This is a genomic window from Nostoc sp. NZL (assembly GCF_015714705.1).
GTDB lineage: Bacteria > Cyanobacteriota > Cyanobacteriia > Cyanobacteriales > Nostocaceae > Nostoc > Nostoc foliaceum_A.
The window spans coordinates 25,273-39,055 of sequence record NZ_WBKL01000107.1 but is presented as its reverse complement, the minus strand read 5'-3'; the positions used below and the strand labels follow the sequence as shown (position 1 = coordinate 39,055).

Annotated in this window: 10 protein-coding genes; 4 read left to right on the top strand and 6 right to left on the bottom strand. The window is 42.7% G+C overall.

Going from position 1 to position 13,783, the window contains the following annotated elements:
- Window positions 1-62: 62 nt before the first annotated feature.
- From F8R90_RS15215 to F8R90_RS15205, 3 genes are all read left to right on the top strand, one after another.
- Window positions 63-3,068, top strand: a complete 3,006-nt coding sequence (locus tag F8R90_RS15215) for an MFS transporter (RefSeq protein WP_196511432.1) — start codon at window positions 63-65, stop codon at window positions 3,066-3,068.
- A gap of 189 nt (window positions 3,069-3,257) precedes the next feature.
- On the top strand, window positions 3,258-3,935 hold the full coding sequence (locus F8R90_RS15210; RefSeq protein WP_190895408.1) for a potassium channel family protein: 678 nt from the start codon (window positions 3,258-3,260) through the stop codon (window positions 3,933-3,935).
- Between the two features lie 75 nt (window positions 3,936-4,010).
- Window positions 4,011-4,556: a DUF3124 domain-containing protein gene (locus F8R90_RS15205; RefSeq protein WP_196511431.1), complete on the top strand. Its 546-nt coding sequence runs from the start codon at window positions 4,011-4,013 to the stop codon at window positions 4,554-4,556.
- A 40-nt stretch (window positions 4,557-4,596) separates the two neighbouring features.
- Here F8R90_RS15205 and F8R90_RS15200 read toward each other — a convergent pair whose 3' ends face one another.
- Both F8R90_RS15200 and F8R90_RS15195 read right to left on the bottom strand, forming a co-directional pair.
- Window positions 4,597-6,150 (bottom strand): cation:proton antiporter, encoded by a 1,554-nt coding sequence (locus tag F8R90_RS15200; protein ID WP_196511430.1) that lies wholly within the window; start codon window positions 6,148-6,150, stop codon window positions 4,597-4,599.
- A gap of 51 nt (window positions 6,151-6,201) precedes the next feature.
- Window positions 6,202-7,203 carry a DUF389 domain-containing protein gene (locus F8R90_RS15195; RefSeq protein ID WP_196511429.1) on the bottom strand — a complete coding sequence of 334 codons (1,002 nt, stop codon included), beginning with the start codon at window positions 7,201-7,203 and terminating at the stop codon, window positions 6,202-6,204.
- Window positions 7,204-7,334: 131 nt separating this feature from the next.
- On the opposite strand from F8R90_RS15195, the gene F8R90_RS15190 reads away from it, so the two are divergent.
- A complete protein-coding gene (locus tag F8R90_RS15190) occupies window positions 7,335-8,897 on the top strand; it encodes a cation:proton antiporter (protein WP_196511428.1) in 1,563 nt (520 codons plus the stop codon).
- Window positions 8,898-9,144: 247 nt separating this feature from the next.
- On the opposite strand, the gene F8R90_RS15185 is transcribed toward F8R90_RS15190, so the two are convergent.
- The 4 genes from F8R90_RS15185 to F8R90_RS15170 form a co-directional block, all read right to left on the bottom strand.
- Window positions 9,145-10,197, bottom strand: coding sequence for a saccharopine dehydrogenase family protein (locus F8R90_RS15185; protein WP_196511427.1), 1,053 nt, complete (start codon window positions 10,195-10,197; stop codon window positions 9,145-9,147).
- Between the two features lie 12 nt (window positions 10,198-10,209).
- On the bottom strand, window positions 10,210-10,518 hold the full coding sequence (locus F8R90_RS15180; protein ID WP_196511426.1) for a putative quinol monooxygenase: 309 nt from the start codon (window positions 10,516-10,518) through the stop codon (window positions 10,210-10,212).
- A gap of 28 nt (window positions 10,519-10,546) precedes the next feature.
- The gene (locus F8R90_RS15175) at window positions 10,547-12,187 is read right to left on the bottom strand and encodes a lipoxygenase family protein (protein ID WP_196511425.1); all 1,641 of its coding nucleotides are present in this window, start codon (window positions 12,185-12,187) and stop codon (window positions 10,547-10,549) included.
- Window positions 12,188-12,282: 95 nt separating this feature from the next.
- Window positions 12,283-13,716 (bottom strand): cytochrome c, encoded by a 1,434-nt coding sequence (locus tag F8R90_RS15170; protein WP_196511424.1) that lies wholly within the window; start codon window positions 13,714-13,716, stop codon window positions 12,283-12,285.
- Window positions 13,717-13,783 lie beyond the last annotated feature (67 nt).

Here is a 13,783-nt window from a genome sequence, read left to right as displayed (position 1 = left end):
CCCCTGCTCTCCCTGCCCCCCGCTCCCAATTACGCGGTGATACTACCAGAAACTAAAACTGCATGGAACTGAAAAATCACTGGTTGGCTGCAAATAAAGGTGCTCTAACACGACTACTACAGTGGGTGAATCTCCGGCCAGAGGAGAGCGAACGAACTCAGTTAATGTTTATTTTTTACACAACTGTATCTGTAGGATTGCGGTGGGCAGAGGACAGTACGGTGGCGCTGTTTTTGGATGAATACGGGACAAACCTACTGCCGTGGATGTATATTGCCAGTGCCATTATGAGTGCAGGACTGGTTTTTTTATACTCTTGGCTACAAAAGATTTTTCCCTTACGCCGGGTGATTGTGGCGATCGCACCTTGCATGTTGATGCCATTGGTTTTATTAGTTTTCTTACGTTGGGGATCGCATTTTTCCTACCTAGCAGTTATTTCAGTATTTCTGCTGCGGCTATGGGTCGATGCCCTTTATGTGGTCAATGACCTCAACACCTCCATCGTCGCCAACCAACTATTTAACATTCGGGAGATTAAGCGCACTTACCCACTGGTGAGTAGTGGACTTTTGGTAGCGGATGTGATCAGTGGCTTTAGTTTGCCTTGGCTAGTGCAATACGCCTCGCTAAATAAGATCATCCTCATCGCTTGTATAGTGATTTTATTAGGGTCGGGGATTCTATTCTATTTAACTCATCACTATCGAGCAGCTTTTCCTGAAACCCCACAAAGACTAATTCCTGAAGAACAAGCTTCACGACAGCGTTTCATTAAAAGTCCGCTGAAGCGCTATGTTTGGCAATTGTTTGCCTTTGTGGGTTTGTTGCAAGTCATTGGGTTGTTAATAGATTTTCAGTATCTGCGCGAACTCCAATCCAATTTGGGCGACCGAGAACTCGCTAGCTTCTTAGGTCTTTTTGGTGGAATGTTGGGACTGTGTGAGTTGTTGTTGCAGTGGTTTATTTCCAGCCGACTCATCGAACGGATGGGGGTATTTTTCACAGCTACACTTTTACCAATCACCGTAGGCTTTTTACTACCAGGTGTGCTGGTATTCTTCCATTTAATTCCCGCCATCCAATCGCAAAGCTTTTTCTGGGGTCTGATAATTGTCAAATTTTTCGATGAACTGCTGCGCTACACCTTTGTCATGAGTAGTGGCCCCATCTTGTACCAACCGATTCCAGAAGCAATTCGTAGCCGGATGCAGACTTTATCAGGCGGAACCGCCGAAGCGATCGCTACAGGTTTGACAGGAGCGTTAATTTTTGCAACTCTATTGTTTTGTGGGCGGTTTGTACCTGTACCACTGCAAAAGTGGGTGTTAGTAGCAGAAACAATGCTGATAGCTGGCACCTGTTTAAAAGTAGTTTGGGAATTGCGATCGCGTTATGTTGAACTGTTAGTCTTAAGTGTGGCACGAGGTCACCTGAGTGCAACCAATGTAGGCTTAAAATTCTTCAAGCAAGGAGTAGTCAAAGCTTTAGCAGAAAAAGGCAGCGAGGCTGATAAACGTTCTTGTATTGAACTTTTAGCCCAAATTGACTCTCAAGGAGCGGCAGAAGTTTTAGCACCTCTACTAGTCAAGTTAACCCCAGATTTGCAGCGCCAAAGTTTGGAAGTAATGCTGATAGGAGGTGTAAATCCTGCTTATCTACCCGCCATCCGTCCTTTGTTAGAAGAATCCCAAGAAACTAACCCCGAAGTTTTTGCCTTAGCGCTGCGCTACACTTGGCTGGCTGAACCAAATCCCAACTTAAGCCTGCTAGAAGGATACCTGAACCCCCGGCAAAACTCACTCATCCGCGCTACCGCCGCCGCTTTAGTCTTACGCCAAGGAACGCCTATGCAAAAAGTTGCAGCTACCCAAACTATGCGCCGGATGCTAACTCATAAGCAAGAACGGGAACGGGTAAATGGAGTCAGAGCACTCAGAGAAGCAGTTTATTTGCAGGCGTTGCGGATTCACATCCCGAATTTATTACAAGATGAGTCTTTACGGGTGCGCTGTGCCGTATTGGAAATGATTGCAGCAACCCATTTAGAAGAGTACTATTCCGCACTGATTGCAGCACTTTATTACAAATCAACCCGCAGTACAGCAATGTCAGCCCTAGTAAAATTGGAGAATGAAGCTGTAGAAATGCTACTGCGGTTGGCTACCAATACTTACAAACCAGAAGTAGTGCGGATGTACGCGTGGCGTACCATTGCTCAAATTGGCACCCAGGAAGCATTGGAGACTTTATGGGAAAACCTAGAAACATCTTGGGGTACTACTAGGGATCATATTCTTCGCAGCTTACTAAAAATACATAAACAACCAGGAATTACAGGTTTAGTGGATCGATTTTATGAAAGTCGGGTAGAAAATTTAATTGGGCAGGAATTAAAGTTTTTAGGCGAGATTTATGCCGCATATATTGACTTCAAAACACTAGACGAAAAAGAAAATCATCAATCTAGTGAGAGAATTGTGATCGTCTCTGAGTTATTGCAACGTGCCCTTTTAGAATTAGAATTGGATGTCAAAGAGCGGCTGCTACTGCTATTGAAACTGCTTTACTCACCAGAAAAGATGCAGGCAGCTGCATTTAATCTGCGATCGCTCTCAGTGGTAAACTTAGCGCGGGGGTTAGAAATCTTAGAGCATACCGTAACTTTGTCTTCAAAGTCTTTATTGCTGAATATTTTAGATAACCGACCGCAGCCAGAAAAATTGCAACATCTTGTAGAAGCCAAGATCGTAGAATATGAGAATATGATAGTTAGCGATCGCCTCCACAGATTGCTGATGTTGGGTAACTTCCTTTCTGACTGGTGTTTAGCTTGCTGTTTTCATTTTGCTCAAGTGACTCGCATCCGGCTGACAAGTTCCGAGATTTTAGTGAGTTTGCGTCATCCAACAGGCTTTGTTAGGGAAGCTGCGATCGCATACTTGCATATGGTTTCACATCGCGTTCTCCTGCAAATCCTCCCCCAGTTGCAAAAAGATCCACATCCTTTGGTCGCCGCTCAAGTTAAAGAGTTGCTCGAAAAATACCAGTTTAAAAATTACAATTGAAAATACCTCCGCTCATATAATTTTGTTTATTTCTATTGTTGCTAAGACATTTAAAATTAAAAAACATCCAATTGCTGTAGAAGCAGGGCAAGCCAAGGGAGCAGAATTCATAACAAATGCTCAATCACTAATGACTATTTTGTTAACGTATAAAGTGAAGTAAAAATTCAAAGAATATTAGGAACATCCATGTACGTACTCATAGGTGGAGCCGGTTTAGTGGGCTTAAGTTTAGCGCAGAAACTAGTAGAACTAGGACATACTGTTGCCGTAATTGACATTGACCCTACCGCTTGCCGCTACGCCCGTGAACAAGTGGGAGCAATGGCTTTTGAAGGCAGTGCTGTGAGTACAGAAGTATTGTTAGAAGCTGGGATTCGCAAAGCCGGCTCCTTGGCAGCTGTTCTCAGAAGTGATGCCTTAAACTTGGCAATGGTAACTCTTGCTAAACACTACGGTGTCCCCCATATTTTGAGCCGGATGCGCCACCCCGATTTTGCCGAACCGCTACGTATAGCTGGAGCTAACCACATTATCAGTACTGTTGAATTATCAGTTTCCACAATGGTGAATGCCATTGAGTATCCGCAAGTAGAATCAATGATGCATTTTGAGCAGGGACAGATTGAGGTTCTGAAACTTTCCATCCCAAACAATTGCTATGTTGCTGGTCGTAGCGTTGCCGAAATTGCTCAGGATTCTCGATTTCCTAGTGGTTCGCTAATTATTGGCTATCAACCCCATCCCCACGAAGATTTGATGATTCCTAACGGCAGTACAATACTTGAACCTCATTCAACTGTGCTAATTGTGACTAAACCAGGATGTTTACATCAAGTCATTGATTTTATTGAACAAAGATGTTGAGCGCAGTTTCTATCTAAACACTTTATTAGGTGTGGTTAGTTACACATATATAAACAATTGGCGTAAATAGTTTTGATGAAGCAGTATCCACATCTTTATTTAGCGATCGCTGTTATTATTCTTGCATCTTGTAAATCAATAAATATTCCACCTAAGTCACAACCCGATGCCATTCAAGCAACTCCATCTCAAAAAATAGTGACACTGGATAAGAATTTTAAGATAGCAAGCAGTCAAACTGTTTATGTTCCTGTTTATTCACATATTTATCATCACAATCGCCAGGAGATTTTCGAGTTAGCAGTTACGCTCAGTATTCGGAATACAGACTTAACCAATCCTATTATTATTACTTCTGTGCGCTACCATAACTCAGATGGGAAATTAGTTAAACAGTATTTGGAACGTCCTATTCAACTTGATGCACTAGCTTCTACAGCTTTTTTTGTAAATAGAAATGACACCAGCGGAGGTTTAGGAGCAAACTTTATTGTAGAGTGGGTATCCCAAACAGAAATATCCGAACCTATAGTGGAGGCAGTCATGATTGGTACTGACTTTCAACAGGGAATTTCTTTCATCAGTCCTGGTAGGGTAATTAAAACAATCCCTAATCCGTAATTACGAATTACGAATTACGAATTACGAATTACGAATTATTTTAATCATCTTCTAACTTCAGCAATTGTTCATCAAGAGTTTGTATCCGTCCGCGCACAATTTCTTCTGAGAGAATTCGCTTCCGCATTGCTTCATTGAGCGCTCCTTTTTCTGCCAGCAGTAAACGGCGGCGAATGGCATCAAGTTTAGTGCTGTTGCCACTTTTGCCTTCCAACTCATCAGGACGACGATTATAAAGTTCCCGCAGTGTCTTTTCTGCACCGGCAATTCGTACCTGATAAGCTGAACGCATCTCTTCATAAACGGCTTTTGGTAACACCCCTGATTTCAACAAGCTATCTAATTCATCTTGCGCTGCCTTACCAGTCATCAACTGGGCTTGCAATTCTTCAACCTGTTGTTGAGCTTCTGAAAATTTAGATAATTTTAAGCGTTTTACCACCCAAGGCAAACTTAAACCCTGTCCAACTAACGACACCAGCACACTACCGAAAACTAAAGCGATCAGGACTTCTCGCCCTGGTAATGTAGTGGGTAAGCTCAATGCCAGAGCCATTGAGAGTGAACCTTTGATGTTGCCTAAAAAGAGTAAATGTTGCCAGCGTAGTGGAATTGGGCGGTCAATCCAACGAATCCCTGCTAGCAAAGGATAGACTGTAAGAACTCGCCCGATTTGATAAGCCAAAACTGCAAATAGAATTGCAGGTAAAGTTTTCCAGAGCGTTACTAGGTCTATTTCTACACCAATTAGCAGAAAAATAAAGGTGTTGACGGTAAAACTGGCATATTCCCAGAAACTCAACAAGGTGATGCGACTAGAAGCAGAAGTATTGCGAGAAAGCCCTAAATTCCCGAAAATTAGTCCTGCTACAACTACGGCTACAGCACCCGATACACCGAGAAATTGCCCAACCTGAAAAGTTCCTAATGCAACTGCGACTGTCAGTAAAAGGCTGCCAAGAGCATCATCCAAACGAGCAAATATGGGTATACTCAAGTAGCCCAAGACTAACCCCACAAGGCAGCCTCCTAGAGAGATAAATAGCAGTTGTTGGATTCCCTCTATAAATGTGAGTGAGCCTGTTGAATATACTTGCAAAATCAGGTTGAAGGAAACTAAGGCAGCAGCATCGTTAAATAGGGTTTCTCCTTCAACGATGGTGGAAAGCCGAGAGGGTACTGGTATTTCCTTAAAAACGGCAATCATGGAAACAGTATCAGTGTTTGCCAGAATTACTCCTACAAATAAGGCAGGTATCCAACTCAGCCCCAGCCCAAATTTCAACAGGGCGGCAATAATAGCTCCAGAAAGCACAGCCCCTGGCCCAGCAAGCAGGGCAATTGGTTTAAAGGTGCTGCGTAGGCGGCTGACATCTGTATTAATACCAGCTTCAAAGATAAGAATTGGCAGGAAAAGATTCAAAACAAGGGTTGGATTTAAACCAATCGGCCGAGACAATAACTCAGTGATTGGCAAACCTGCTAATACTAAACCTGTAACATAAGGGATTCGTAACCGCCGGGATAGTAGAGCTACACCTGTAGCAAGGAGCAAGAGAATAATTGAAACTTTGACTAATTGAGTTACATCCACTATTACGTTCTTAAAAGTTATCTTGACTTTACTGATGCTACATTAGCAACTTCAGGGTGTGGGTTCGGAACGTCGGATTTCTTCCACTTGACCAACTTCAAAAATTAGAGTAAATGTTTGCCCCATCTCTCGCTCAATAAATTCTTCTAATAACTCTACTTGCCGAGGTGTGACAGGTTCTCTTGCTCGGACGCTCAAACGGACTTCTGGGGGATTTGTCAACCAGTTGGTATTACTGTTAAGCAACTGCAATCGCCCAAAGGTGACAGTTCGATTCAATAATGCCCGTCGTAAGCTGGTTTCTAGTTGCGCTTGTCTTACAAGTCGGGCAAAGCTGACTCCCAAGGGAATTAGCAGGATAGTTGTCAAAGCCATAGTCCAAATTAGGGGTTGACGCGCCCGCGCCATTGAAGTGTAACCCGCTACTAAGAATGTCACCATACAGGAGAGGGCAATACCTAACAAGTTGGTGAGATAAAGTAGGGTTGCTCCGAAACTGAGTGACCAGTTTCCTTGCGCCAAGCCTAAGCCAATCACACAGATGGGGGGCATAAGAGCAACAGCGATCGCAGTTCCTGCTAAACTAGCAGAGATTTTTGTCTCAACTTTCGCGTAGCCACTGATACCACCAGCCGCTACCGCAATCCCCAAATCTAACAATGTTGGTCTCGAACGAGCCAGAATCTCGCTACCATATCTTGGCAAACCCACTAGCCAACCCAGACTAAAGGCGATCGCCACCGCTAAGATCGTGCCCACTGCTACAGCAATTATTCCCTTGCGGAACAGGGTAATATCTGCTTGCAAAGCACCAAAAGCTAAACCGCGAATCGGCAACATCAGAGGGGCAATAATCATCGCGCCAATAATCACGGCCGCACTGTTGGACAATAAACCTAAAGTAGCGATCGCACAGGAACTAATAATCAAAATTATGTAAGCTGAGTCTAGGGTTGATTCTGCCAGCAAGTCTGTTTGTAGCTGTTGGAGTTGTTCCGGCTGCGAACCCCGGCGGCGGAAATTTTTAAAGCGGTCTCGAATGTTATTACCCAAGACCTTCCTCCTAAATACTCGGTTAACTGTCAAATCTTCATTCTTTGCTAATTTAAAGTCTTACATTGATCTGGTGTCATCTGAAAATAGTCAGATGAGGATAAAGGCAAAATTATACCAGGAATTTTCTTATGGTGCTTGAATCAGCGATCGCTGAAGAAGTCATTACAAACAATCTCAAGCAGTTTTTGCTAGTACTTTCGGTGTCTCTAGGTGTGGCGACACTACCGCAGATATTTAGCTGGTTTCGCCATATACCTTACACCTTGCTACTGGTGATTGTCGGGTTAGGTTTGGCGTTAGTCGATGTCCGTTTAGTAACCCTTTCCCCCGAATTAATTTTGTTCATTTTTTTACCACCGCTGCTATTTGAAGCCGCATGGAATTTGAAATGGTCAGAACTGAAGCGGGATTTAGTGCCAATTTGCTTGTATGCGGTGTTCGGGGTGGTAATTGCGATCGCAGGAGTAGCGATCGCTCTCAATCAACTCGTTGGTATTTCCCTAACTACAGCTTTACTCATTGCAGCCAGCCTATCTGCCACTGACCCTGTTTCTGTCACCGCTTTGTTCCGTCAACTCGGCGTAGATAGCCGTCTTACCACCTTAATGGAAGGCGAAAGCTTGTTCAATGATGGCATGGCTGTAGTTGCCTTTGGTTTTTTGGTGGCCTTATCTTTGGGAACTGTGGAATTTGAATTCCAGCCAATTTTATTGCAGTTATTTACAGTTGTTGGCATCGGTGTAGGGGTGGGAGCTTTCATCGGGTTTGGTATTTCCTACCTCACCCAGCGCTTCGATTTGCCCTTGGTAGAACAATCCTTAACTCTAGTTTCCGCCTACGGCACTTACCTGATCATTGAAGATTTAGGCGGTTCTGGGGTAATTGGAGTTGTCACCACAGGTTTAATTTTAGGCAACTTTGGCTCTCGTATCGGCATGAATCCCCGCACCCGGGTTATTGTTTCCGAATTTTGGGAATTTCTGGCGTTCTTTGTCAACTCCATTGTCTTCTTGCTAATTGGCGACCAAATACGCTTTGCTAGTTTAGGCGAAAACCTACAAATCATAATGGTGACAGTAGGAGCAATGATTTTGATGCGCGCAGTTGGTATTTATATTCTCAGCAAATTGAGTACTAGCATCACCAAATCGGACATTTCTTTACCAGAACAAACTATCCTCTGGTGGGGTGGGTTACGCGGTTCCGTCTCCATTGCCCTGGCATTGAGTGTCTCGACGATACTTCCAGAGCGAGAAAAAATCATTGCTACGGTATTTGGAGTAGTTTTATTTACTCTACTTGTTCAGGGATTGACCATCAAACCTTTGCTGGAAAAACTCAATTTGCTAGGTGATGCACCCTTGCGTGAGCAATATTTAGAATTCGTTGCCCGTCATGTAGCTTTAGAACGCGTTCTAGAACATCTCCAGGCAGACCAACGCCCCGGTATTGACCCAGAATTTCGCCGTTATCAAGAGACACTAATCAAAGGCGAACTTGCAGATTTACGGATAGAAATTGACAAATTACAGGGTGAATATCCCAATCTTCAGAGTTTTACAACTGAACAGTTCCGAGGAGAACTGTTGGCAATTGAGGCAGATACTTATGCAGAATTTGTCAGGTCTGGTCGGTTAAATAAAGAATTAGCGTCTATGCTTGAGGATGTTTTGCAGAATCAATCTCACTGAAGAAGATATCAAACCTAAAAACCCAGTTTCCTGGTATATCTTTACAGGGCTAACGCAAACAATAGGCAAAAAGAATTATTTCCAGGTAGGGGCAATTCATGAATTGCCTCAGAGCGCGTATAGTTCCAATTTGAAAAAAGAATGCAACACATAGACCATTTGTAGAGACGCGATTCATCCCGTCTTTACCCAAGGATGTGTTGCAATCATCAATTGAATTGGTATTAGTTTTGCGTCAGTCCTAATTTTAGTCGAACCCGATAACTCCCGGAATTTCAAGGACAAAATCTGCCCCATATACAGATGCAGGAGTTTGGAAACCTACCTTAACTTCGCCTTTAATTACCCGTTTGATAACTGCTACAGCCGCCAATGCCGTAAAATCGTATGCTTCTGGCCCTAAGAGCTTTGCAGTTACTTGTTGACCAGTTTCATCATCAGCAAAACCAATTACTCTAACTTGACCCTTCGCTCGTTCTGCTGCCGTTGGCCCAGTGGGTAGAGTTTTAATTAGACTTGCTAAAGCACTTTGGAATAAAGACGAGTTAAAGAACCATCCCAAATACTGGCTCGACTCCATCAGGAAGCGTACAGGATTAGGAAATACGGTATAAACTTCGATATTTGGGATACCCGTAGTCTGGAACGCAGTGATAATATCAGCACGCCAAGGGTTTGTTACTGCTGTTACGGGCCCATAACCAAAATCAATTTTACGCTTTTTCCATGCTGGTCGAGATGGGATGAGCTTACCTGCTTCTCGGACTACCCCCATGTGATGTAAAGTTGGCAGTACAGTATTTGCCGTTCCTTGAGATACACCCCCTACTGTTTCATAGACTAAAATCAGTCGTGTTGCCATCGCTAACTTATCTTTGAGATAAGCAGCTACACAATCAGTAGGGACAACCCCAAATCCCACACCAGGGAGAAGCATTATCCCTGCACTTTTAGCCTCAGCATCTCGTGCCTGTAGCGCCTGAAATTCAGGTACTTCGCCAGCGATGTCTAAATAATGAGTTTTAGTTTGGAGACAGGCATCGACAAGTGGCTTTGAGGTTTTGGAAAAAGGGCCGGAGCAGTTGATGACAGCAATTATATCCTCAAGAGAGCGAGCGATCGCCTGCTGATCATCTAAGCCAAAAACCCGAAAGTCCAAACTTAATTCATTGGCTACTGCTGCCAGTAAACTTTGATTGCGTCCAGCCAAAATTAATTCCAGTCCGTTATTTTTAGCTGATGTAGCAATCAGTTTTCCAGCATAGCCAGTTGCACCATACAATAACACCCTTGATGTCATTATTATCACCAGCTAAGAATTGTTCACAATCTGCTGCCATAACCTGACATCAGGTGGTTCAACCAAAAATTGTCCTGATTTTTCCCCCAAAGCTTTAATATACGGCTGCTCTAGGTGTTGAGCTAAAATTTCTTGGCTAACCCAGTTTTCATGCAACATAAACAAAGATGGATCTTCAACAGATTGGTGCAAATCGTAATTAATACAACCTTTTTCTGTAAGGGTAAGAGCTATTACGGGTTGGAATTCCTGCTTGAATTTATCCTCCAAACCCGGCTTCACTTTTAGTCGAGCGGTGACGGTTACTTGCTGATTTGACATTGTGATTCCTCTTTTTCGGTAAACTGACTTAAGTATTGATGCTGTTAATAATTTGCGAAGGCTTGAGGTAGTTATAAGGTATGGGACGAGTTTGATTTCTGATGTCTATCTGCCGTTCTATTTCATGCAAATTATGTTGGAATTGCACCACAATTTCCTGCGCCAATGGATCAGCAAACTCCTCATCGTAAAAACCTAATTTGTCATAATGGAACGATGTTAAAATCTCAGTCCACATCACCTGATCGGCAGCTTGTTTAAAGGGAGGAAGTATCTTCAAGATAGTTTCCAAGTTCACACCTTTAGTTTCTGGAATTGGGTGGTAGGCTGCATAGGGCATATTGGGTACGAAAGCCATATATTCGTACTGAGAAAAATTCAAAGCCGAGTGTAGAGGAGCGCAAGTGAAAACTACTACACTAATGATTTCAATCAGTTGTTCTAGAGTCTCAATCTTGCCTGGCATTCCCTTGACTCTACCACCATCTTGCGCCACTAATTCCCTAGCCCAATTTTGCAATTCATAGTCATCACTGAGATCCTGTGAAGTTTTGTAATAGAGTTGCAAGTATTCAGCCACAAACTTTTCGACGGCATTCCAGATTAATATGCCATCGTCCCGGAAAGGAAAGTGCGGTAAAATTGCTGGGTCATCTGTTTGACGACTTTTTATTAACCGAGGAAAGGTAAACTTTTCTACACTCCATTCTTCATAAGCCTTCGCCACAAATCCAACAGACTCTGCCAATGAACCTGCCATAAACTCATCAACCGGTCCACCAGGCTGTAAAAACTGAGTGCGTCCCAAATCGTTATCAAATAGCATGAAACGGAAGTGGGGTTTTAACAATAACGCGATGGGATGGTTTTCTGCTAATTGTCGCGCAGTTACAATTGCAAACGGAGCCATAACTGCATGGGTATAGGCAAAATGACTACCCAATTCTTGATGGTTGCCATCAGCAATTTGGACGCAGGTTTTTGCCAAAAACCAATCTAAATGGGGGTCATCTGGTGTATAAATCAGGCTATTTATGCCAGAGTCATGATTAATCTGGATAGCAACAGGCACTAGAGAACCACCATTATGACTATCATTACTTTGCCAGTAAAATAGAGCCTGCGGTTTGGGAAGGTACTTTTTAACATTATTGTAGACACCACCTTGAATATCAGAGAGCAAAGGGTAATCTAAGAAATACAGCTTACCTTCCTTGAGTGCCTTTTCCAAAGTAAATTCTGTACCTGCAACCTTCTGAAAATGGTAATCTGTTACAGCAAAATTATCAGGCAATACATCAATTCTTCGGATAGCTAATGGGTTTGCTCCAGAGAGTCGTTGTTCAGCAAAACACGAGTCTGTTTTGTAATTATTTATGACATCGGGTTTTGATAGTAGTGGCAAAAGGTCTTCATATTCTTCCAATTCATCCAGCGGATCTAGGAAGTTTCTGGCTTTGGCAGCCAACATATTTGGTACCAAAGTTGCCATACTTGCCAAGCGTTTAGCAGTATATTCCGCTGAAAATATTTCCTTGTGAGGCACTTTATCAATTACTGGTATAGGAGCCAGATAATCATAATTAAAATTGTACTCTTCTCGATTTTTATCCAGCGAACTTGTTCGATAACTACTATTTGGATCGTTCTGCGGTAAGTAGGGTTTCATAATTATCTCCAATTCAGGTATTTATGATTTGGTAGTAAATCATTAACATCACAAAGTTGCTAAATCATTTTCTTCTGATTTAGTCACTAGTTTAATTACAATGTTTTTAGATATTCAATCAAGGATTTTTTATCTTCACCAGATAAATCAGTTCCATAAACATGCCCTTGATTGGAATTAGCAGTTACGGTTGTATCGTATTTAAAACCTACAGCCTTGGCTTCATCTCCCTCAGTAATAAAGCCAACTTTTTTCGGGTCGTAGACATCATATCCTCGATAGAAAACCTGAGGACGATTTTCTGGTTTTTCTAACAAATCTTGTAGAGATGGGACTGAACCATTATGTAAATATGGCGCTCTTAACCACAAACCATCTAGGGAAACAGATACATACCCATTAGTTTTTCGTAAGTTTTTAAAATCCCAAGGGTAGCCATCACCAAAATGATTGTAAGTATCTGCTCCTTCCTGTGTCCACATATCTAACCGATGGCGGTCAGTTCCCACTTCTTCCACAGGGATGACAGTACCTGTTCTTTCCCCACCAAAAGCGTGACAAGATGCACAACTATTAGCAAAAATTTGGCTTCCTTTTGTAGCCACTTGCTCATCAATAGCAAATGGATATTTGGGAGGTGGTAATTCTTGAATAAAATCTTCTACCCGCTGTAAATCAGCTACAGGAAGTGATTTTTTGGTAGCACCGTCACCAATTGCTCCAGTTTGAACAGTTTCTGTTAGTGAAGTTTCTAAACCATCCCAATGGAGAGCAAACCCTTTGTGCATCTTTTGATTCCAAAGAGGCATCATATCAGAGTTGCCGATAGTGTTATCTTTGGGCAACTTTAAAGTATTGAATTTAACCGGGTTAAAAGGGTCAATTCGACCAGGACCCCAGTTAGGGCGGGAATCTGTCCAACTATAGTCTTCTTTTTGTTGCAGCAGCGCTTTCTTAGTTTGAGGAATTAGCACATAGCGATAAAGTAAATTTTCCAACCAAGAAAGCCGATAGTTATATTTGATTTCATCAAGGATATAATCTGCCGTAAATCTGGAATCACCAGCACTTGCACTCAAAAATCGTAAATAGCCTTGGGAATCAAACTTATTAGCAGGGGCTGCGGCGACAATTGTGGGTTTATCTTTCTCTGTTTTTCTATAGGTGGCGGTATGGCAAACAGCGCAAGTTATACCGACACGAGGGAAGCCGATGGTTTTTTTTGTAAAGCCAACTGGCATTTCTTTACCCTCTTCCCATGTGATTCCCAAGGAAGTATAACCACCTGGGCCTGGTAACTTATCAGGGAATATTCGTGGTAGTACCATCCAAATCCAATAGGGAACACCTTGTGCTTCTTCTGTGCCAATAGAACCATATTTAAAGTGTTCTTCAGGGGATTCATAATAAGTGGGAACCTCTCGAAAAAGGTTATACCATCCCACATACCCAACTACACCAACTAAAAGGATCACAACTAAAACAATGCTTGTGATTACCCTACCTATTTTATCTTTGAGTATTGTCATGGCACTCTCTTGCTCCTTTGCAGAAGAATCTGTTTGTAGTGCAGGCAATATACCCACACTAGGCTAG